Here is a 21076-nt window from a genome sequence, read left to right as displayed (position 1 = left end):
AAAAAACGAATAGCAGATTAGTCTTTCTTTATTTCTATTGCGGGAATTAGGCGCACAATGTCGGTGCTGCCTTTTTTCTGAGTAAGTGTCGGCGGAAGCTTTTTTGCGAATCCACTGTACTTGAGGCGCTTTTCGTCGATTCCCTTTTTTACAAGGTAGTTGTATATGACTTCAGCTCTCTCGATTGCCACCTGTTCTGCATTTTCCGATGAAATGTCGCTTGCGCTACACTGGATTTCAAGTGTCATGGGGTGCTGGCGCATCATGTAGACGATGTCGTTTAGCGCGGTGTAGCTAGAATTGAGCAGGGTGGAGTCCGCCCCCTTAAAGCGAATGCGTCGGGCAATGTAATTATAGTTGAGCTTGGTGTTGATGGGGCAACCATGCGTGTTGATGGCTGCATTGGGGAGTGTTCCCGGGCATTGGTCCATCCAGTCTGCAACACCGTCCATGTCAGAATCCAGGGGGCAGCCGAGGCTATCGATCGGAGCGCCTTCGGGGGTTCCTGGGCATTTGTCGTTTTCATCGAATACGCCGTCTCCATCCAGGTCTATGCGGCATCCTTGCGCGTTTACGGTGGCGCCAAGCGGGGTTTCGTCACACTGGTCTTTGGCGTCGGGAACACCGTCCATGTCGCTGTCGATGGGGCAGCCCCACGGGTCCACCTTTTCTCCAAGAATGGTGTTGGGGCACTTGTCTAGTTCGTCGGGAATGCCGTCTCCGTCAAAGTCTAGCGGACATCCTGACTTGTCTACGGAAATTCCTTCGGGGGTGTTGGGGCACAGGTCTGTTGCGTTAGGAACACCATCGTGATCCTGATCCAGGGGGCAACCGTCTTGACCGACCCTTTCTGTTCTGGGCGTATTTGCGCACTTGTCGTTGTTGTCGTCAATGCCGTCACCGTCGGTATCGAGTGTACATCCGGTGGAGTCTACCGCAAAGCCTTTGGGGGTGCCGTGACATTTTTCAAGGTAGTCGGGTACGCCGTCGTGGTCGGAATCGAGGGGACAGCCGTTGTAGTCCACGGTAAGCCCGAATGGGGTTCCTGGGCATAAGTCTACGATGTTCAGGACTCCGTCCTGGTCTTCGTCTACAGGGCATCCGCGTTCGTTCACCTTGAGACCTTTTGCGGTACTCGGGCACATGTCTTTTCGGTCGATGACGCCATCATGGTCCTCGTCATTCCAGCTAAAGTCGAATACCTTGCTGAAGGTAATGGCTATAGTCAAATCGGGAGAGCCGTATTGCGTATACTGAATGGGCGGATCGGTGGACTGGAGCGTTACAGGGAGGCCGTCTTCGGTCTTTTTGTCGGTGAAGTAGCCAAGCCCGATGTCGCCCGAAATGGTGAGGGCGCTTTCGTAGGGCAGGTGAATTTTTAATCCGGGGGTCATTCGGAAAGGGCTGTTCAAGAAATCGTTGTGAGCATGTGTCGTATGCAAGGGGTATTCACCGGAGGCTTCAAGGATGACTGTTAGTCTCATCTCTGGGAATATTTCGAATCCGGCACCCCAAAGCAAGAAATTCTTGTTGTCTTCGATGGTCTTGAGAATTCCGCTATAGCCATTGAACGTTGCGTAATTCAGAATATCTATAGACAGGTGCAGGTTTCCTTCGGCGGCTAAGGTGTTTGCCGTATAGGCGTAGGCGTCTCCGTTGGTTGCTGTGTACCAGCGGTGCCTGGTGCGAAAGCCTTTTTCCTTGGAGCCTGTGGGAATGAAAATTTCGCCACTTAAACCAAGGTGAAACCAGTCGTTGATGGGAATGTTTGCCTTTGCCATCATCTGGAGGTCGCCGAGCGCAAGGCCCTTGAGGTTGTGTCCCCGGATTTCACCGTCGTAGTGGAACGGTAGCGTAAAGCCCATTTCGAAATTGTCGAGAAGCCCGAAGGAAAGGAATAGGTTCTCGTCATTGGAAGGGGTGTTCTTGTCGAGTTGGACTTTGCCTGCGTCTTCGTCGACGTAATGGCCTTCCATACTTAGGGCCTGTCCGTCGCTAACCATTTCAAATGCCCCTGAAACAAAAAGATGCCCCTGGGGGAGTGTGTTTGCCGACGGAACATGGATGCCGCTCGTCGAGTGCACGATTCCCACCTGCGCAAAGGCGGAAATAGAGAGTAGACTTAAAGCGGCAAACAACTTTTTCATATACAGAAATATAATATAGTAATCTGCCTCCTGACACCTGTAACCTAACCACTGTCTACTAATTACTATATTTTCCCGCAATGAACGAATCGAACGAAAAACAGGAATTGCCGTCCTGGCACCGCAAAACGCAAAAGGCTTACCGGATCAATCGGGTCATCATTATCTTGCAGATGATTGCTGCCTTTATTTTGGCGGGTGTCATTTGGTTTGGTGTAGAGCGCGTTGTCGGAAACTAGTCTATAATGGAATTTTTTGGTAGAAAGTGTTTGGATGAAGTCCCGCACCGTTATCGCAGGGGCCTTGCCGTAAAAGTCCTTTGCCTGGTCGCCCTGGTTTTGAACTTTGTCGGTTGCGCAAGCAAGCCTGTGGAGGTTGCTCCCGTTGTCGCTCCCGCCGTTGTGGAACAGGATTCCGTTTCGTTTGCTGAAAATGCGTTGAAAGAAAAAATTTCGGATTCTCTGTCGATTCGCCCTTCCTGGACCTATTATCAGTATGCGTTGCAGGCGATGGACAATCAGGAATGGCTCTTGGCGAGGCATTATCTGGATGAATCCCTGCGTCAGCTCGTTGCCGAAAAGTTTGATTCGACCTACAAAAATGTGAGTGAAAGCGAGGATTCCCTTTACCGGGTGTCGATGCCGTTACGCATTGTTCGTGCCTTGGATGAGGTGTACCCGAATGTAGCGGATCTCGGTGAAAATGCCGAAAATTTTGTGCGGAACGAGGTTTCGATCGAAGGGGTGGACGCCCTCGATGAAAGCGAGGCGGATAGCGCAGCCCTGCAAGTGATTGAAAGTTTCCTGGATACGCTGGATGTTTCGCAGTTCTCGTTGCCCGTTGTCTTTAACGACCGTGTGCTGCAAGAAATCTACTACATGACCAATGCGGCGCGTAGTTTTATGTCGGGATCGCTAAACCGAAAAACGGCGTACGATTCCTTGGTCTATGCGCAGCTGGATTCTGCTAATATGCCCCGTGACCTGATTTACCTTGCCTTGGTGGAATCGGGATTCAAGTTGAAGGCTTACAGCCGTGCGAAGGCTTCGGGGATGTGGCAGTTCATTCCCGAAACGGGCAAGCGTTACGGTCTTGAAGTGGATTACTGGGTGGATATGCGCCGCAATCCTGAAATGGCGACGATGGCTGCCCTTAAGTACTTAAAGCGCCTGCATAACGAATTTGGGGACTGGCTTTTGGCGATGGCTGCCTACAACTGTGGCGAAGGCCGCGTACGTAGGCTTGTCCGCGAAATGCAGGCGGATTCAAGTCGCGATTCAACGCTTCCGGTGTCTTACTGGGAACTGGAGCTTCCCAAGGAAACGATGCGCTATGTTCCCCGAATTTTGGCGGCGATGGTTATAGGGCATTATCCGGACCAGTACGAAATGTCGGTTGAAAAGACTTATCGCCCTGATTTTGACACGGTGACGGTCTTTGATTCTTTTCCGCTCGAAGAAGTCGCTAAACTCCTAGATGTCAAGGAAGATACTCTCCGGAGCCTCAATATGGAGCTAGTCAAGTGGTGTACTCCGCCAAATAGGGAATCGTATCTTTTGCGTTTGCCCGTAGGGACCCGTGCCGCTTTTGTCGAAGGCTATGACAAGATGGAAAAGAATAATTTCTCGAGCTGGCTACACCACAAGGTCCGCAAGGGGGAAAGCCTCGGCATTATTGCAAGGCAGTATGGAATCAAGGTTTCTGAACTGCAACAGGCGAACGATATGAAGGGCTCTAGAATTCGGGCCGGCCAGTCGCTTCTGATCCCAGTCAAGGTGACTCCGAAACCAAAATCAAGTGGCTCTAAGAAGCCGGAAAAGGTGCGCATCTATGTTGTCCAGCTGAGTGATAACCTGGCCTCGATTGCGCGCAAGTTCGGTGTGTCTCAGGAATCGCTACGGATTTGGAATTCCCTGGATGCGGCTGCCTTTGTAAGTGCGGGCGATACGTTGTTTGTCTCGAAACCGGAATTGAAACCTGCCGAAGAAATCAGCCGCCCCAAACTTGCGAAAGGCGAAAAGTACGTGACAAAGGAAGGGGACACCTACGCAGCCATTGCGAAAGCGTATGATGTTCCCGTTATCTTGCTTATGCAGGCGAACCAGGGCTTTACCCGTCGCCTGATGGTGGGGGATTCCCTCGTCATTCCTGAATACGTTCGTAAGCCCGCCGTGAAGAGTGTGAAGGTTGAGTCGCGTCCGAAGGCGGCCAGTGTCTCGAAGGGAAACTCTGAAAAGGTGTCTGTGTATGTGGTTCAGGCGGGCGACAACTTGAGCGTCATCGCCAGAAAGTTTGGAACGACTGTTGCCAAAATCCAGAGCCTGAACAATATGGGGAAGAACACGAATATCGATGTGGGGCAGCGCCTCAAGGTAAGTGGCGAACCCGAAGCGGAAACCAAGGTGCATACCGTAAAGAAGGGCGAAGGTCTCTGGGATATCGCCCGTCAGTACAAGGTGACGATAGAAGATATTGTCAAGTGGAACGACCTTAAAGATACGAAAATCAAGGCCGGTCAGCGTCTCAAAATTAAGCAGTAAAATCAGGCCTTAGAAGAGCGTGATTCCAAGCGATACGTAGGGACTGAAATAGGAGTTGATGTCGAGCATAAATTCGTCATCCTCCTTCTTTTCACCCGTTTTTCTTTCGAAATAGGTGTGGAAATATTCGTGGCTGTTCTTGACTCCTGCGGACAAGAAAAATCCGTGCAAGGCGGAACGGAACCCCGCGCCGTAGGTATAGCCGTAAAGAACCGGTGACAAAAACTGCGTGTCGTCGGCAAAGAATGTCTTTCCGACAAGGGCACCGCCGAAAGCGTAGAGCTTGAACATAAACTGGTGCTTGTAGCTATAAACGAGCGGAAGCGAAAAGTCGAGTGAAAACTGGAACAGGGCTGTATGAATCTGGTGCCGTCCATCGACATCAGAACTGTCGAAGGGTGCGTCGAAGAAGTCATCGAAAAGCGCCTCCATATCGGCGTAGACAGCCTCGCTGTTGCGCGGATGGTGGCTTACTCCCAGATACTGGTAGCCGGCCATCAGGTAGATGTCGAGCCATTCCGTTAGCGGCAGGCTTCCTGAGGCACCGTAGATGTAGGAATTGTCTATGGAAATATCGAATTTGTGCCCATGTACCTTGTAGTTGTAGGTGACGTTGCTCATCTTGATATTGTTGAATTCGACGTACGGACCGAAAGAGCCGCGGTCTTCGTATTCAAGATGTTCACTGTTGTCGGAAGCCGCCATGGTGGTATCGACAACGATTCTGTCTGCAAAGGAGAACGTGCAGAAAAGGGACAATAGCGTTAAAATTCTCTTTTTCATAACATAAATATAACATAAACAGGGGGGAGTTTCTTTTAGCGAAAATATGGATGGAAGCCGGTTTTCTAAATTTTCTGCCATGAAAATTGTATTTATGGGTACGCCGGAATTTGCGGCTTGTTTTTTGAAGCATCTCAAGGAATCTGATTTTGCGGACGTGGTCGCCGTGGTGACTCAGCCGGATAGGCCCGCAGGGCGCGGGCGCGTGCTTACGCCCCCGCCAGTGAAACAACTGGCTCTCGAATACGGGCTCCCTGTGTTGCAACCGACTGATTTGAAGGCGCCCGAATTCGAGAGCGCCCTGCGTGCTTTCGATGCGGACCTCTTTGTGGTGGTCGCCTATTCGATTCTCCCGAAGAATATTCTTGCTGTAGCTAAGTTCGGTGCCGTAAACGTTCACGGGAGTCTGTTGCCGAAGTACCGCGGAGCCGCTCCGGTGCAGCGCGCCATTGCCGATGGACTTAAGGAAACCGGCGTGACGGTGTTCCGCCTAGACGAAAAGATGGACCACGGTCCGATTCTTGCGCAGAAGACGGTGGTGATCGACCATCAGGATACGACGGCTAGCCTCCTGGAAAAGATGGTGGCTCCTGGCTGCGAAGCGCTGGACGATGCCATTCACCAGTTGCAGAACGGCTGTGAAAAGGACTTGTCGCAGGATCATGCGCAGGCTAGTGGCGCTCCGAAGCTGAAAAAGGAAGAAGGCCTGATTGATTTCAAGCTGCCGGCGAAGGTAATTCATGACCGCATTCGTGCCTTCAATCCGTGGCCGGGTGGCTATGGAAAGCTCGGTGGCCGTATGGTTTACTTGCGCAAGACGGACACGCCCGAAAACGGACCGAAACTTTCTCCGGGTGCGGTTGAATTTAAGGATAATCGCTTTTACGTGGGTACAGGCGAGGGCGTACTCGAAGTGATCGAAATTCAGGCCGAAGGCAAGAAGCCGATGCCTGTCGCCGACTTTATGCGTGGAATCCAGAAACGCGAAGGACTTTGCTTTTGCTAGATGAATCCTTGAAAGAACGCATGGAGGCCTTCCGTGTTCTTTTGCTTTGGCAAAAGGACGGAAACTTCATTAAGGAAAGCGGACTCTCGCCATTTGCGATGGAACTCGCGCTGGGGGTGTGCCGCAGACACTTGTACCTGCAGTATTTTGTGAAGTCGCTGGTGAAAAAGGCTCCTTCGCTTGAAGTCTGCACGGTACTGGAGCTTGGACTTTTCCAGATGTTCTTCACCGAGGTGCCGGACCATGCCGCCGTCGCGACGACGGTCGAGCTGATTAAGGCGGCGAGCCTTGGAGAAGGCTCCGCGCGGCTTGTGAATGCCGTGCTGCATGCCGCGCGGAGGTCCGGCCTCCCGCAGCTTCCTCCGCAGCGGGTTCGCCGCGTCTCTATAGAAAATTCCGTGCCGGAATGGCTGGTGCGTCGCTGGTTCGATATTTACGGCGGTGAACGCGCCGAGGCGATGGCAAAGGCAACGCTTGAACGCCCCGTGGAATGGCTTCGCGTGAATTTGCAGAAGGCGTCTGCTCCGGTGGTTGCCCAGAAACTGGGACTGACGGGGGCCTCGATTCTGTATGACCGTTACATCCAGGTGGGCGCCGGTGCAAAACTCAAGACCATTTTAGAGTCGGAGTCCTTTGCGAAGGGCGAATTCAGCCTGCAAAATCCCTCTGCCTACGAAGTCATAAAGCTTCTGGACTTGAAGTCGGGCCTCAAGGTGTGGGACGCCTGTGCGGCACCCGGTGGAAAGGCTGCTCTCATGGCCGAGATGGATGCTTCGCTCGATATTCTTGCAAGTGATGTCTCGGAATTCCGTGTGCTCAAAATGCGTGACCTTGTAGACCGCTTGGGCCTTACGAATGTCCGCGTGGAATGCCTCGATGCCCTCTCGTCTTCTGACAAACCTCTCTCGTCTCTCGTCTCTCGTCTCTCGTCTGAATTTGATCGAATTCTTCTTGATGTTCCCTGTAGCAATATGGGTGTTATCGCCCGCCGTCCGGAATCGGTCTATCGCATTACGCCGGAATCCATCAAGGAACTTGCTGAATTGCAGTACAATATTTTGACGGCAGCTTCGGCAAAGCTTGCTCCGGGTGGAATTCTCGTGTATGCAACTTGCAGCCCCGATCCCGAGGAAACGACCAAGGTCATCAATCGATTCGTGAAGGAATATCCTGAATTTGAAAAACGAGGTGAACCCGTTTATCCTGGTTCCGGAGATTCTCGTTTTGACGGATTTTTTGCCCAGGCCCTGAGCCGAAAATAGCGATTATGGATAAGTTAAAATTACTGATTTGGGGCATTTTCGTACTTGCTGTGAATTTGTTTGCAGAACCTTCGGCAAAACCAACCACAGAATCTCAAACGTCCTCCGACAACGCAGCGTCCGTAGAAGATATTGCTTTTTCTCACGTTTCCATTTCTATTGAAGGCGGCGAAGTTTATCCGTTTGGCGACTTGATCGATGCTGTAGATAATTCCTTTTATGGTGGGCTTGGTTTACGCTATGCCTATTGGGAAAATGTAGATGGCATCGTGATGATTCACTATACCTATTTTGAACCCCGCGAAGACAAAGTCCCTTACGACGGAGTTCATCAAGTGATGGGAAAAGTAGGGCTCGATTGGCGTTTGCCTCTGATTAGTCCTGTCGTTATTGGGGCAGGCTTTGCCTGCAACTGGACCCGTGCGGATTACGAAGAAGAGGACCGTCCCGAATTTTCGGATGTAGGGGGAACGCTTACCGATAACGAAACGGAATTCGGATGGTTTGCCCGGCTGAAGTTGAATTTCTTTAACCATAAAAAGTACCATGTCGGTTTCAATATCATGTGGGAAGAAATTTGGACACTCCCTAAACGTTCTGACATGCTTTATGCTGGACTTTATATTGAAAGGGATTTGTGGTAATGAAAAGATTTTCTTTGACAGTTTCCCTTTTGCTCGCCTTTGCGGCAGGTGCCTTGGCGCAGATTCACGTTGAAATGGAAGGCATGGAATATGAAACTCGTGCCGATGGAACTTTTTTGATTGGCGGCCCAACATTTGTTTATGACCGTATCCTGGGTGCCGGTGGTTTACATTCAGAAAGCGAACTTTGGTCCCCTTCTAAGTTGCGTGAGCGTCTGCTTTTTAATCGGATGTCGGGTACCCCTTCGTGGACTCCGCTCGAACCGGGAATCTGGGTGAAGACTGGCAATGAACTGGGTGATTTGATTTATCAGGATTTCATTACCGAATCCGATCGTCCCGCTAACCGAACTCCTATTTTGGAAGGTGGCTTTCGAACGCCTAATTTTAAGGGCCTGTGGGCAACGGGCCGCGTCTTTCAAGATGACCATTTCTGCAGCGGTGCCTATGGGTATCGTGTTAAAAGGGTAGATGGCAAGTTTTCGCACTTTGGTGCGAACTGGCCCCTTTTCAGTTCGGCGTACGGCGGAATCGGTTACACGAATTCTCTTGTGAACGCATCGGTGCTTGCGGGCGAAGAATATCTCTGGATTTATTCGGCGACGTCGCGCTGGATTCCGCTACATTATAAGCCCCGTGTTGAAGCCCGTGCCGACATCAAGGATTTTTACGTGACGGTTGCCTACGAGGATATTGAATATCAGAATAAGGTAGAAAAGGAAAAGGGATCTCGAAAAGAGGTAAACGGTTCTGTTTACTACAAGTGTGGCCGTAATTGTAGACAAGGCATTTTCCAGGTGTCGACAGGTCTTTCTTTCCGTACGGTGGAGGATGACGGTACGGTTTATACGGAACTTGAAGATGATCGCGTGGTATGGCCTTTTATGGAACTGCGTGTTCAACCCGCAACTCGCTTGACCGCCGATGTGATGTTCGGTATAAATGATCGCGACTGGCTTGTGCAGGATAGCGTTCAGTTGCATGCCCCCACTCCCGAAGACTTGGGCGTGGTTCTTGGCGTGAAAAACATTTCGGGTACGCGTCTGAATCCCTTGGCGGATACCCGCGAATTTTATGAAGATCGAATTATTGAGTTGACTGCTGATGGACAGATGAATCTCGTCCAGGGCTATGTTTCGTTCGTGGACACTTTAGGAAACGTCTCTCTCGGAGGTCGAGGAAGCTACTGGGCGGAATATGGGGCCGAAACTTTCGAAGTAGAGCGTTTTGAGGTCGTCGAGAAAAGTAAGTTGCAGGCCCGCTATGGCGATGTGTCTCGAATCAACGATTGGATTAAGGGTGCTACAGGAGAACTGTGGCTGAATGCCTGGTACCGCGATATGTTCAAGTTTAGCGCGATGGCGGGTTTTGAACGCATTGACGGCCCCGTTGAAAATGCGGAAGTGACGCCTGCCGAATTCTATACGGGCTTTACCGGAGACTGGCTCTTGAATGGATCCTTCAAGGTTTCGCATTCGTTGCGCTACCGCAGCGATGCCCAGTGGAATTTGCGTAGTCGCGATCCGATGGTGGTTAAGGGTGACTGGACCTGGGATGCTTCGTTCTCGCAGATGTTTCCGAAGTACGGCTTGACTTTGACGGGAACGCTGTTGCATGTGCTGGCCGACGAAGTGATGGAAACGGTGAACGGCGGCTATGACCGCATCCGCTTTATCTGCACGGCGAAAAAGACGTTCTAGTAAACGTATTTGCTCCTTGTGAATTTTTCTCCGCGATGTCATTGCGAGCCTCCTGCAAGGAGGCGTGGCAATCTCGTGTTAAAGAAGCGCTAGCGCCTTTAGGCAGAAGCTGTTCGCAAAAAATTCTTGAGCTTCTTCTCGCTCAATCCACTGAATTTCATGCGCCGTTTTTGCTTGTTTATTGCGAATGGGAGCCTTTCCTCTGAGCAGAATATGCAAAACGTCGCATTCAATTTTATGCACCGTGATGTTGTGCTTGATTTGTCCGATGCTTTGAACGGAGTTTATCTGGTCGGCGTTAACGTAGGTTTCTGCTTGCGCGGGGAGTCCCGTGGTGGCATTGCGCGGTGATTCGAAATGCGGCAAGGTAAACTGATTCTTGAAAAACTTTTGTCCGCCGTGGACCGCTAAAATTTTGTGGTCGGCACTTTCGATGACAAGGACGGTGCCGTGCCAGTCTTTTTGAATGTGCTTTTTGCTCGGTGGAAATTCGCTGACGCGGTTTTCGGCGAAGGCTATGCAGTCTCTGCAAAGCGGACAACTCGCACAGTCAGGATTCTTGATTTTGCAAACGGTGCGACCGAGCTCCATCAACGCTTCGTTATGCATGTACGCCTTGGGGGAATCTGCGATTTGGCGGGCGTATTCCCAATATGTCCCGGCGGACTCCTTCGAATCGGTCGGCAAGAAGTCGAGTGCATAAACTCTTGAAAAAATGCGCACCAAGTTGCCGTCTAAAATGGCTTCGCGCTGGTGGTAGGCGAGGCTTAAAATTGCTCCTGCGGTGTATGCCCCGATTCCGGGCAGCGCTTCCAGCTCTTTACGACTATCGGGCAATGAGGCTTTGCCTTTCAACGTCATCCTCGACGGATCCCCAGGTCCCTGAGCCTGCCGCAGGGTGGGGGCGTGGCAATCTCCAAGAGAATTGACTACAATCCTCGCTGTTTTCAGTATATTCCTTGCGCGGCTGTAATACCCGAGCCCTTGCCAGTAGCGGAATACTTCGCTTTCTTCGGCGGCGGCAAGTGTCTCTACATCGGGAAACCGCTCCATCCATCGAATGAAATATTCGCGTACGGTCGCCACTTGCGTCTGCTGCAACATGGTCTCGCTAATCCATACGGCATATGGATCGCGGCATGCGTCAAGGTCCTTTAAACGCCACGGGAGTTCCGCTGCGTTCTTCTTGAACCATTCGCGCAGTTTTTTTAAGGAGGTGTTGTCCATAGGGGGGGGATGAGCGGTTATGAGTTGCCCGTTGCTAGTTGTCTGTTCTCAGTTGTGATTCTTAAGTCACTATTGACAAATTGACTCTGATTACTGATCTCGGTTTACAAACCAACTCCGAATTCCAAATTTCGTTCTCCGAAATATCTAAGTTCTAAGCTCCAAGTTCCACAAACTAATAACTCTGAACTCTGAAATCCGAATTATCCTAACCACTGTTTACTAACTACTAAACTCTGACCACTCATAACCGACTACTCAACACTAACCACTAATTCCGTACGCTTCTCTTTTCAGCTTCCTGAAGAATTCGAACTGCGCCTTGGTCGAAGATTCCATGGTGTACTTGAGGCTGCGCTCGTGGGCGACCTCTCGCATCTTGGCGTAGGTGGCGGGTTCCTCAAGGTACAGCTTGCGACATTCTTCCAGGGCGTTCAGCCAGGCGTCTTCGTCAATCGGCAAAATGCGACCTGCGGCTTCGTCCATTACGATATCGTGCGGTCCGCCGTAATCGCTTACGATCGCGGGAGTGCCTGTGGACATCGCTTCGACCACCACGTTCCCGAAGGTGTCCGTAGTGCTCGGGAACAGGAAAAAGTCGGAATCAGCGTAAAGGCCGGCGAGCGTTTCTCCGCCCTGTTCGCCAGCAAAGTGTACGCTGCTATCACCTTCGAAGAATTTCTTGATTTCTTCGAGGTACCAGCCGTAACCCACATACATGAGTTCTACGTCATCGTGCTTGGCGGCAAACTTTTTCCAGACGCCATTCAGGAATTCCAGGTTCTTTTCCTTTGAAATGCGTCCGATGAAAGAGAAGCGTACCTTGCGCGCAGTTCCAACCTGAGTTGCGTTCGATTGTGCAAAGTCCGTTTGCGCGGCAGGAACTCCTGCTCCGTTGAACCTTTCCCAGGTGCCTTTGCCGCGTAAATCCTGTGAGAATTTTTCAAGCGGAAGTCCGCGGGGGAGAATCTGCACCTGGTTTACGGGCACTTTCAGCTGTGAAGTCAGAATATCCGCGTAGTCCTTGCAGGGGCTTACCACAGGGCGCGTCATGCGATAGAAAATCTTCATGAGCCAAAGCACAAAATGGAACATCCACTTGGCCTTCACAAGCGTCTTGGTGTAAGTCGGAACGTCGGTGCGGTAGTGGCTGAACACCTTGATGCCAGCGACTTTCGCACAAAAACAGACGAGCCATGCTCCGGGACTGGGCGTCTCGAATTCAATCAGGTCGACAGGGTAACGCTTGAGCAGGCGAAGCACCGGGCCGATGCGTGGAATGGCGAGTTCGCTGTTGGCGTATCCGAGCTGCTCCATGCTGAACATGCGGGGGAGCAAAAGACAATAGCTGTTTTCAACGACTCCGCAGGGGCGCGTGTTGAATGCGTTTCCTGCAAGATACGCCTGCATCCCATGGGCACGCATGTAGGGAATCACGTTTCTTAAGTTGTTCGCGATTCCGTTAGTCTCGTCGAGGTTGTCCGAATAGAACAGAATGCGTACATCGTTCGCGGGGCGTTGGCGGCGTTCCTTTTTTAGGTAACAGCGCAGCTTCAAAAGTTTGGGCAGATTCCAGAAAAGTGTTCCAAAGACAACCGGCGGAATCATGCCGGTACGCAGGTTTCCGGGGGGCTGATGCTTGAAACCGAACATCTTCTTGAAGGTGCTCGTGACGGTGCGTCCAAAGATGGCCGGACGCGAATCCAGTGAATCGGTCGGCTTAAGCTTTGTTGAATTTGACGCAGTCGGCATATTTTACTCCTTTGCCACCGAACAGGTCCAAGGCCGATCCGATGGTGAGGTCAATCGTTCCATTAGAAATTTGTTTGCAATGCTTGAGGTCTTCAAGTGACTTGGCGCCACCGGCGTAGGTGCAGGGGATGGGGCTGTGTTCGGCGAGGAACATAATCAGCTCGTCGTCCATGCCCTGCTGCTTTCCTTCGACATCGGCGGCGTGAATCAGGAATTCGTCGCAGTAACGCGAAAGGTCTTCGAGCGTTTCAGCGTTCACCTCGATGTCAATCAAGGTCTGCCAGCGGTTCGTGGCGATTTTCCAGCGGGGGCGTGCTTCGTCCGGATCGTCGATTTCGTCGTCGGGGACAAATTGCTTTTTCTTCGCAGAACTCACGCGCTTGCAGCTCAAGTCAAGCACCAGATGCTCCTTGCCGACCGTCTTGGAAAGCAATTCCAGGCGCTCACGGTCGAGCTTGCCTTCGGGAAAAATCCAGCTCGTCACGATTACATGAGATGCACCGGCATCCAGATATTCTTTCGCGTTCTCGGCAGTGATGCCGCCGCCCACCTGGAGTCCGCCGGGGTAGGCGGCGAGCGCAGTCTTAGCGGCTTCGGTGTTGCCCTTGCCGAGCATAATCACGTGGCCACCCTTGATTCCGTCTTTCTTGTAGAGTTCCGCAAACCAGGCGGGGGAGCGGTCCGTTTCAAAATTCGTCTTGAGGCCCGTGCCGCTGTCGGAAAGCGAGCTACCTACAATCTGCTTTACACGTCCGTCGTGCAGGTCTATGCAGGGGCGAAACTTTGTCATTAGTCTTTAACTCCGGTAATGCACCAGTCTATTTTTTTTCCGTGGCTTGCGTCGCTACGGCCCCTGTAAAAGAGGACTTCGCCGCCGGTGGCTATCTTGAAAGCCTTCTTTGCGAACCAGCCGTCTACTTTGTCCAGAAGACTTGCTTTTTCGAGCGTCTTTGCAACGTTAAACTTGAGTGTTGGAATGTCTGCGTCCTGCCATTCGAATGTCAGGTCGCCTTTTGCAAATTTTTTGCCGCTGTAGTCGCTGCCGTCTTCCTTGATTGTCTTGGGCTGTGCGACTTTCATTCCGGATTCGTTCTTGTAGAGGGCGTACCCGAAAGGTTCTCCACTTTTAGAAATCGAGACTCGCCCTGCAAATAGCGGGGTGCGTGCGTTTGTGCTGAAGTTGACCGAACGTGCCGCCATGTCGGTGGCAGCTTCAGTTTGCCAGGTCTGGTCCATGTAGGCGTAGCCCTTCACGGTAAGGGTGTCATCGTTGTAAGCGATTTTGCCTGCAACGCGACCGTAAGGAATGTGAACGTATTGTCCGAAACTTTCATTGCCGATTTTCCACACGCCGTTGCCAGGAACTTTTCCGACTTCGGCTGATTCAAAGGTCACGTCGACCAGAAATTTGCCACCCTTGTCGGCAGAAAAGAACACGCGGTGACCTTTGCCCGGCTTGTGTTCCATCGCGTATTCGTCGTTGATGTCGATGCTTGCCTTGGCTTTGTCTGCCTTAAGGCGTTCGGGCGGGTATTGGCGGCCAACCGTGTACGTCTTGCTCTTGAAATTCCAGAAGCTCATATCGCAGGTAATCTTTCTACCGGCGCCTGGAATGTGGAGCGTGGAATAGTTGATAAAGGCTCGGGTGCCGTTGTCGAAAACGAACTGGTAACTCCAGGTCTCGTTGTATTCCTTGACGCTGTTTGGGTGCGGCATGAAATCGTCGACGCTCACATTGCGAACCGCTCCTTGCGGCGCCACCACGTCGCCTGCAAACGCAAACGACGCGCAGAGTGCCACCATAATTGCGATGAAGGTTATTTTGTTTCTCATAAACGACTCATATTTGCAGTGTCATTTTTAATTCTTCATTATTACAGTCTCAGGTCCTGTCCCATGCCCATCTTCAGCTCGGTGCGGCGGCGGAGCACCATTTCGTTGAACAGGTCGGTAAGGCAGTCATCGATTCCGATCATCGGCTTCCATCCCATGCTCATCGCCTTTTCGGGGTTGCCAATCAAAAGCGGAATGTCGTTGCTACGTTCGTAACCGGGGTCAAAGCGGAAGTCAACGCTTACGCCCGCGATGTCGACGAGCATTTCGGTGAGTTCGCGGAAGGTGTACGACTTGCCACAGCAAAGGTTGTACACTTCGCCCGATTCCGACTGGTTCAAGAGCTGGATTATGCCGCGGGCCACGTCACGCACGTCAATCACGTCGCGGCTAATGTCGAGGCTGCCGGAATAGATAACGGGTTCGGTGCCGTAATATTTGATCTTTACAAGCTGGTACGTAATTGAGGGAATCACGAAACGGCGGCTATGGTGTGGGCCTGTAAAATGGAAGGGTCTCACGAATACCACGTGCAGCCCGTAGGCGTTCTTGAACTGGTTGCCCAGAAGTTCCATGCAAGCCTTGGAAGTGGCGTAGGGCGTGAGCGGGTTCGGTGCGTCCGTTTCCTTGTGCAGGTAGGTGAGCTGGTGGTCGGTGCGTCCGTAGATTTCGCTCGAACTCAAGAGCATGATCTTTGCCTTGGGGCAGTTCTGGCGGACGGCTTCGAGCAGGTTCTGCGTGCCGAGCAGGTTAATGTTCAGCGTTTCGTAGGGTTTCTTGTAGCTGAGTCCCACCGACGACTGGCTTGCCAGGTGGTAAATGTGCGTGGGCTGCACGTGCTGAATCACTTCTTGCATATGCTTGAAGTTCAGCAAGTCGCCGTTCAGGTATTCGACGCCTTCGACTTTCTGCCAGGGCTGCGGCTGTTCGTCGCTAAAACTGAACAAATCATGCGTCGTTCCCACGAGGCTCGACAAAATGTGGTACCCAAGGGCACCTGTTCCACCAGTTACAAGAATACTCATATTCACACACTCCTATAGAATTACTTAATAGCTCCCCAGCTTTGAGTAATGATATCTTTTTCGATGTTCACGACCTTTTCCACGGCTCCAATCTTCGTGGGAAGGATGTAAACACGTTTGCCCTTTTCTGCCTTCTTGTCAACAGCCATGGCGTCCCATGCGGCTTCCACGTCGATGTCGTATTTCTTCGGGAATCCGAGATCGTCCAAGAGTTTGTTCTGACGAGCTTCTTCTTCGGCGCTGATTTTACCGAGGAGAACTGCCGCGCGGGCGGCCACGCGCATGCCGAGCGACACGGCGATGCCGTGCGTGAACATGCTGTAGTGCGTCAAGTTTTCAATTGCATGCCCGAAGGTATGCCCGTAATTCAAAATAGCACGGAGTCCCGCTTCCTTTTCGTCGATGCCGACGACTTCTGCCTTGATGGCGCAGCTGCGGTAAATCAGGTGCTTCAAAACATCGAGGTCGTGAGCCTTGATTTTTTCGACGTTTTCTTCCATATAACGGAAGAATTCTTCGTCGTAAATCACGCCGTACTTTACGATTTCGGCAAGGCCTGCCAGGTATTCCGTTTCGGGCAAGGTGCTAAGGACTGCAAGGTCGCAGACCACCGCTTTGGGCTGGTAGAATGCGCCAATCATGTTCTTGCCTTCGGGGTGGTTCACGGCAACCTTTCCGCCCACGGAACTGTCGACCATGCTCAAAAGAGTTGTCGGAAACTGGATAAAGGGGATGCCACGCTGGTAGGTGGCAGCACCAAAGCCTGCCATGTCGCCGACCACGCCGCCGCTGAACTGCAACAAGCAACTCTTACGGGTGTAGCCGCGGTGGAGCATGAAGCTGAATAGCTGGTTCAGGTTGTGCAAGGTCTTGTTCTTTTCGCCGGCCTGGAACTTGAAAATCGGACAACGTCCGGCCTGGCCTCTCAGTTCGCCGAGCATCTGGCTCTGGACCTTGGCGATATTCGTGTCGGTGCAGACCAGGAACTCGTGGCTCGGTGCGAGTTTCAGGCATTCCAGCAGCACGCCCGCTTCGGGAATGATGTTCTTGCCGATAAAGATGGGGTAGCGTCCGCCGCTGCTCGGGCAAACGTCCAGTGCATGGCTGTTCCAGAAATTCAGAATGTAGAGGATTCGTTCGATGACGTGGTCCTCGGTGAATTCGTCGGAGCTTTCCACGCTGAAGTCGGCGTTCGCGTAATTCTTTTCGCGTTCCTTGAGCATCACCTTGATTTTTTCGAGGCGTTCTTCGTCGCTCAAGTTGGCAAGCAGGGGGCGTGTGTTCTTGCGGCCGATGCGTTCCGAAAGCACTTCGGGTTTTGCCCACAGACGAATGATGGTGCCGTTCTCGCGGATAACCTTCAGGTTGTCCGGCTGTGTGAGTGCGCCACCGCCCAAGGAAATAATGTGCGGGGTTTCTTTCTTGGCGAATTCGGCGACGACATCGCGTTCCATTTCGCGGAACTTGGCTTCGCCTTCCTGTTCAAAAATTTCGCTGATGGTCTTGCCTGCGCGTTCGACGATAACGGCGTCGGTATCCACGTAGGGGCGGTTGAGCCGTTCTGCCAGGGCGCGTCCGGTGCGGGATTTTCCGCTTGCCATGAATCCGGTGAAAAAGATGTGCTTGTTCATATTAGCCCTGCATTCCTTTACGCATAATCTGTGCGAGTTCGTCGTTCGTCTTGTTCTTGGTTTCTTCGGGGAACCATTTTCTAAAGCTTTCGATGCCCTGGTGCACCAGCATTCCTTCGCCGGTCACGAATTTGCACCCCTTGGCCTTTGCCATTTGCAAAAGCTTGGTCATGGGCGGCGTGTACACGATGTCCATCACGGCTTGCGTGGGGTGCAAGGATTCTTCGGTCAATGGCGATTGGTCTTCGTTTGGTGTCATGCCCACGGAGGTCGCATTGATGATGATTTCGATGCGTTGGGAAATGCTCGGGAATTCATCGAACGTGGCGACTTCAACCTGGGGCGCCTTGCCGTTAAAGAACTGGTTCAGGCTATCGGCGAGCGCTTGGCCTTTTTCGCGGCTGCGGCACACGATGGTGAGCCTGTTCTGCATTTCGGCAAGCGTGTAGGCGATCGCCTTGGCTGCACCGCCGTTTCCGAGGAGCGCGACCCTTTTGTTCGAGGGCTCAACTCCCGATTCCTGCAGGTTGCGGATGCATCCGTAGGGGTCGGTTGTCGTACCGCATAGAGTGCCCCCGACAACGCCGTCTTTCCAGTAGAGCGTATTCACGCTGCCGGTAAACTTCGAAATGTCCGAAAGTTCGTCTACAAGGTCCATCACGGGTGTCTTGTAGGGAATCGTGACATTTGCCCCGCAGAACTTCATGGCCCTAAAACCTTTGATGGCGTCTGCCAATTTTTCGGGTTCCGGGGCGTAGGGTAAATAGGCCGCATTGATGCCTAATGCTTCAAAAAGTGCATTATGCATCAGCGGCGACTTGCTATGACCAACAGGATGACCGAAAATGCAAAGTGTCTCGGTCTTTCCATTCAATATTAACTGGCTCAAAAAAACCTCTTTTTTTACAATATAAAGATATATAAAATTTTCAGGAAAAAAGGCTTTTTTCTCGTCGCAAACCCCGTAGGTGTGTGTCGATCCGTTTTTATGATGTTTTGGGGTGCGGGGGCATATAAAACGGGTTTTAGCCTTGATTTATACGCCTCTTTTTATTTTGTATGCAAACAAACGTGCTGAAAAATACTTCTGGGGGCGTATAAATTGTGGAAAAATGGATGATTTATATGCCCCACCCCTTAAAAATAGGGGCTCAAAATCGCTAAAAGTCCACTTCGGGCTGGCTTTCCCTTTTTCACAACGTTTTTTATGCAAAAATCCCGCTGCACTTGACTATGTTTTTCGATTTTTTACATTTGAGGAGGGGTAATTAACGGCTCGTGCGTTTTTGGGGGCGGAACAGCGGATAAAAAAGGTTATCAAAATGAAGACATTCTCTCAAAACAAAAAAGGCAACGTCATTGCGCGCTTGCTGAAAGCAAGCGCGGCAATCTCTACGTGCGTATTCTTCGTGGCCTGCGGTGGCGATTCTAGCAGCAGTGAGCCGGATTCAGGTGACGTACAGCAAGAGGATTCTTCAAGTAGCTCGGATACGGATTCCATTCCGACTTACAAGTCCGAAGACGATCTGCCCAACTGCTCTAAGTCTCGCAAGGGAAGTCTGGTCCTATTGAATGACGATGCCATGCTTTGCAACGATGGCAAGTGGCAAGATTTGGGAAATGCCTACGAGACAAGTAGCGACGTTCCTAAGTGCACTAAGAAGCGCGAAGGCGAAACGGCATTTGTTCTGGATGAATACCAGGCGCTGGTCTGTAATGACGGAAAATGGACCGAAGATGAGGATGTTGAAGACGTCGTGGTAAAGCCTGAGGCGAAGTCTTCATCGAGCGGCAAGTCCAACGCTAAGAGTTCTAGCAGTGGCAAAAACGAGTCCGTCAGCTCTAGCAGCGGCAAAGAAAAGGCGAATAGCTCTAGTAGCGAAAGCAGCGACGAGGAGGATCCTGAAGAATACGATGATCCGTGGGAAGAGGTGACAGGCTCGTTCACGGATTCTCGTGATGGCAAGACTTACAAGACCGTTCGAATGGGCGATCAGGTGTGGTTTGCTGAGAACCTGAACTACGACGACGGTCACGGATTGTGCCCGATGTTGGAGGCTGAAAACTGCGAAAAGTATGGGCGCCTATACAATTTTGAAGGGCGCGATGCAAAAATGTATACCTATTCCAGCTCTAATTATTTGTCACTTTGCCCTGAAGGTTGGCATGTCCCTGATTCACTGGAATGGAAAAAATTGATTTCGCATGTGACCTCGTTTAATGATGGCGAACCTGTCGGAGTGAGCCTGAAGACGACAACCGGTTGGTACACCGAAGGTGATACGGTAAACATTGAAGGAAACGGATCTCCAATAGGTAGTGAAGATTCAACACGAATCGGTGCGACTAGGGGAACAGACCGCTTTGGCTTTAGCGCACTCCCTGCGGGCAGCTGCTGGGATGTGGGCGACTGCTATGTTGGCGATGACACCCGCTTCTATTTCAAGGGGGAGCGAGGGTCGTTTGGTGGTAGTTACAAGCTCGCCTTCGATAAAGACGATTTGATCTATAGCGAAGATGGTGCTCATGGTTGGATTTCGGTGCGTTGTTTGCAGAATCCTGTTGTAGAAATAGATTCGATACCGACTGTTGATGTTGTAGATACCCTAGTCTGGATGGTTGAGGACCTAACACATAATGGTTCTGTCGAATTCCCGCTGCAAGATGCACTTTATGCCTGCCCAGCAGGTTGGCGCCTGCCTACGGAACGCGAATTGATGGATGTTGTGCAAATGTCAGGGAAAATAAACTATTCATTCGAACAGGGAAAAGAACTCAAATACTTTGCGACAAATAGCTATGGAAATGGAATATCTCTAACCTGTAGTGGCAATCGATTTATGTGCAACGTCGGTATTCTTAACTCCGATGACAAATCGGCTAGACGTGTTCGCTGTGTCTATGAGGATGTTCACATCACCGCTTCGAAATGCGAATGTACTTCGGAAGTAGATCCGTCAAACACGTCTGTCACCTGGAGTGTTTCCGGTTGCAAGAAAGGCAGTAATAAAATTTCTGGCTATTCCTGGGATTTCGGTGGCCAATCTGCTGGCGTAACGATTTCCGGTGCCCAGGCGACGAAAACGTTTGATGCGCTTGAGTCTGTGACTCCGCTGGTTAAAGTCAATAACAAGATGAAAGTGGGTGACGAATACGTTAATATTCCGCAAAGGCTGTCTTGCCCGACGGTTCGTGCAGGTTACACCGAGTCCGCTGTTATATTCACCAATGATGTGAGGGATAATGTAGAACTCGAAGGAGGTATAACTTATACTGCCGTATTGGATGGTGGATGCAGCGCTGGATATAGCTCTCCTCGCCTTACTTGTCAATATTCTAGTGGAGATCCCGCTACTGTTACCGTTGGGGACAAAAACTTCTCAGGATCGGGGTGGGTTATATTAGGCAATTTAGACTCAAGCATCTGTAATGAAGAATTCTCTATCTCGGTATCCGAAGATATGAGATGTAGCATTAGTTTTTAGTAAGATTGGGTATCTTGGCATAAACCGAAACATTTACTAAA

16 protein-coding genes are annotated in these 21076 nt (G+C 51.3%); 7 read left to right on the top strand and 9 right to left on the bottom strand.

Going from position 1 to position 21076, the window contains the following annotated elements:
- Nucleotides 1–17: 17 nt before the first annotated feature.
- A complete protein-coding gene (locus tag Q0W37_RS07435) occupies nucleotides 18–2147 on the bottom strand; it encodes a thrombospondin type 3 repeat-containing protein (protein ID WP_297700247.1) in 2130 nt (709 codons plus the stop codon).
- Nucleotides 2148–2227: 80 nt separating this feature from the next.
- Between Q0W37_RS07435 and Q0W37_RS07430 the strand changes: the two genes are divergently transcribed.
- The gene (locus tag Q0W37_RS07430) at nucleotides 2228–2386 is read left to right on the top strand and encodes a hypothetical protein (RefSeq protein ID WP_297700246.1); all 159 of its coding nucleotides are present in this window, start codon (nucleotides 2228–2230) and stop codon (nucleotides 2384–2386) included.
- Nucleotides 2387–2416: 30 nt separating this feature from the next.
- A complete protein-coding gene (locus Q0W37_RS07425; RefSeq protein WP_297700244.1) occupies nucleotides 2417–4687 on the top strand; it encodes a LysM peptidoglycan-binding domain-containing protein in 2271 nt (756 codons plus the stop codon).
- 9 nt (nucleotides 4688–4696) lie between these two features.
- On the opposite strand, the gene Q0W37_RS07420 is transcribed toward Q0W37_RS07425, so the two are convergent.
- Nucleotides 4697–5470 carry a hypothetical protein gene (locus tag Q0W37_RS07420; RefSeq protein ID WP_297700242.1) on the bottom strand — a complete coding sequence of 258 codons (774 nt, stop codon included), beginning with the start codon at nucleotides 5468–5470 and terminating at the stop codon, nucleotides 4697–4699.
- A gap of 79 nt (nucleotides 5471–5549) precedes the next feature.
- Between Q0W37_RS07420 and fmt the strand changes: the two genes are divergently transcribed.
- Genes fmt through Q0W37_RS07400 form a run of 4 tightly spaced genes read left to right on the top strand, consistent with a single transcriptional unit; the run spans nucleotide 5550 to nucleotide 10082 of the window.
- Nucleotides 5550–6476, top strand: coding sequence for a methionyl-tRNA formyltransferase (gene fmt / locus Q0W37_RS07415; RefSeq protein ID WP_297700240.1), 927 nt, complete (start codon nucleotides 5550–5552; stop codon nucleotides 6474–6476).
- Nucleotides 6464–7738 (top strand): transcription antitermination factor NusB, encoded by a 1275-nt coding sequence (locus tag Q0W37_RS07410; protein ID WP_297700238.1) that lies wholly within the window; start codon nucleotides 6464–6466, stop codon nucleotides 7736–7738. The genes fmt and Q0W37_RS07410 overlap by 13 nt, the downstream gene beginning before the upstream one ends.
- Nucleotides 7739–7743: 5 nt before the next feature.
- On the top strand, nucleotides 7744–8382 hold the full coding sequence (locus tag Q0W37_RS07405; RefSeq protein WP_297700236.1) for a hypothetical protein: 639 nt from the start codon (nucleotides 7744–7746) through the stop codon (nucleotides 8380–8382).
- Nucleotides 8382–10082, top strand: a complete 1701-nt coding sequence (locus tag Q0W37_RS07400) for a hypothetical protein (protein ID WP_297700234.1) — start codon at nucleotides 8382–8384, stop codon at nucleotides 10080–10082. The genes Q0W37_RS07405 and Q0W37_RS07400 overlap by 1 nt, the downstream gene beginning before the upstream one ends.
- Before the next feature lie 78 nt (nucleotides 10083–10160).
- Here the strand turns inward: Q0W37_RS07400 and Q0W37_RS07395 are convergent, their stop codons facing one another.
- From Q0W37_RS07395 to aroE, 7 genes are all read right to left on the bottom strand, one after another.
- Nucleotides 10161–11309 carry an A/G-specific adenine glycosylase gene (locus Q0W37_RS07395; RefSeq protein WP_297700232.1) on the bottom strand — a complete coding sequence of 383 codons (1149 nt, stop codon included), beginning with the start codon at nucleotides 11307–11309 and terminating at the stop codon, nucleotides 10161–10163.
- Nucleotides 11310–11573: 264 nt separating this feature from the next.
- A complete protein-coding gene (locus Q0W37_RS07390; RefSeq protein WP_297700230.1) occupies nucleotides 11574–13061 on the bottom strand; it encodes a glycosyltransferase in 1488 nt (495 codons plus the stop codon).
- Nucleotides 13030–13851: a phosphoribosylformimino-5-aminoimidazole carboxamide ribotide isomerase gene (gene hisA / locus Q0W37_RS07385; RefSeq protein ID WP_297700228.1), complete on the bottom strand. Its 822-nt coding sequence runs from the start codon at nucleotides 13849–13851 to the stop codon at nucleotides 13030–13032. Before hisA ends, Q0W37_RS07390 begins: the two co-directional genes overlap by 32 nt.
- Nucleotides 13851–14894, bottom strand: coding sequence for a hypothetical protein (locus Q0W37_RS07380; RefSeq protein ID WP_297700225.1), 1044 nt, complete (start codon nucleotides 14892–14894; stop codon nucleotides 13851–13853). Before Q0W37_RS07380 ends, hisA begins: the two co-directional genes overlap by 1 nt.
- A gap of 41 nt (nucleotides 14895–14935) precedes the next feature.
- A complete protein-coding gene (locus tag Q0W37_RS07375) occupies nucleotides 14936–15919 on the bottom strand; it encodes a GDP-mannose 4,6-dehydratase (RefSeq protein WP_297700223.1) in 984 nt (327 codons plus the stop codon).
- 20 nt (nucleotides 15920–15939) lie between these two features.
- Nucleotides 15940–17550, bottom strand: a complete 1611-nt coding sequence (gene aroB / locus Q0W37_RS07370) for a 3-dehydroquinate synthase (RefSeq protein ID WP_297700221.1) — start codon at nucleotides 17548–17550, stop codon at nucleotides 15940–15942.
- A gap of 1 nt (nucleotide 17551) precedes the next feature.
- Nucleotides 17552–18439, bottom strand: a complete 888-nt coding sequence (gene aroE / locus Q0W37_RS07365; protein WP_297700219.1) for a shikimate dehydrogenase — start codon at nucleotides 18437–18439, stop codon at nucleotides 17552–17554.
- 433 nt (nucleotides 18440–18872) lie between these two features.
- On the opposite strand from aroE, the gene Q0W37_RS07360 reads away from it, so the two are divergent.
- On the top strand, nucleotides 18873–21035 hold the full coding sequence (locus Q0W37_RS07360) for an FISUMP domain-containing protein (protein ID WP_297700217.1): 2163 nt from the start codon (nucleotides 18873–18875) through the stop codon (nucleotides 21033–21035).
- Nucleotides 21036–21076: the final 41 nt, after the last annotated feature.

This window comes from uncultured Fibrobacter sp., assembly GCF_947166265.1.
Taxonomy (GTDB): domain Bacteria; phylum Fibrobacterota; class Fibrobacteria; order Fibrobacterales; family Fibrobacteraceae; genus Fibrobacter.
Note: the sequence above shows the minus strand (reverse complement) of the source record. Positions and strands in the feature narration are given on the sequence as shown.

What these genes read in the sequence shown, in the direction of transcription:
- Q0W37_RS07405 (WP_297700236.1), top strand. Translation starts at nt 7,744, where the DNA reads ATGGATAAGTTAAAATTACTGATTTGGGGCATTTTCGTACTTGCTGTG.
- Q0W37_RS07390 (WP_297700230.1), bottom strand. Translation starts at nt 13,061, where the DNA reads ATGCCGACTGCGTCAAATTCAACAAAGCTTAAGCCGACCGATTCACTG.
- hisA (WP_297700228.1), bottom strand. Translation starts at nt 13,851, where the DNA reads ATGACAAAGTTTCGCCCCTGCATAGACCTGCACGACGGACGTGTAAAG.
- fmt (WP_297700240.1), top strand. Translation starts at nt 5,550, where the DNA reads ATGAAAATTGTATTTATGGGTACGCCGGAATTTGCGGCTTGTTTTTTG.
- Q0W37_RS07430 (WP_297700246.1), top strand. Translation starts at nt 2,228, where the DNA reads ATGAACGAATCGAACGAAAAACAGGAATTGCCGTCCTGGCACCGCAAA.
- Q0W37_RS07400 (WP_297700234.1), top strand. Translation starts at nt 8,382, where the DNA reads ATGAAAAGATTTTCTTTGACAGTTTCCCTTTTGCTCGCCTTTGCGGCA.
- aroB (WP_297700221.1), bottom strand. Translation starts at nt 17,550, where the DNA reads ATGAACAAGCACATCTTTTTCACCGGATTCATGGCAAGCGGAAAATCC.
- Q0W37_RS07380 (WP_297700225.1), bottom strand. Translation starts at nt 14,894, where the DNA reads ATGAGAAACAAAATAACCTTCATCGCAATTATGGTGGCACTCTGCGCG.
- Q0W37_RS07435 (WP_297700247.1), bottom strand. Translation starts at nt 2,147, where the DNA reads ATGAAAAAGTTGTTTGCCGCTTTAAGTCTACTCTCTATTTCCGCCTTT.
- Q0W37_RS07375 (WP_297700223.1), bottom strand. Translation starts at nt 15,919, where the DNA reads ATGAGTATTCTTGTAACTGGTGGAACAGGTGCCCTTGGGTACCACATT.
- Q0W37_RS07420 (WP_297700242.1), bottom strand. Translation starts at nt 5,470, where the DNA reads ATGAAAAAGAGAATTTTAACGCTATTGTCCCTTTTCTGCACGTTCTCC.
- Q0W37_RS07360 (WP_297700217.1), top strand. Translation starts at nt 18,873, where the DNA reads ATGAAGACATTCTCTCAAAACAAAAAAGGCAACGTCATTGCGCGCTTG.
- Q0W37_RS07395 (WP_297700232.1), bottom strand. Translation starts at nt 11,309, where the DNA reads ATGGACAACACCTCCTTAAAAAAACTGCGCGAATGGTTCAAGAAGAAC.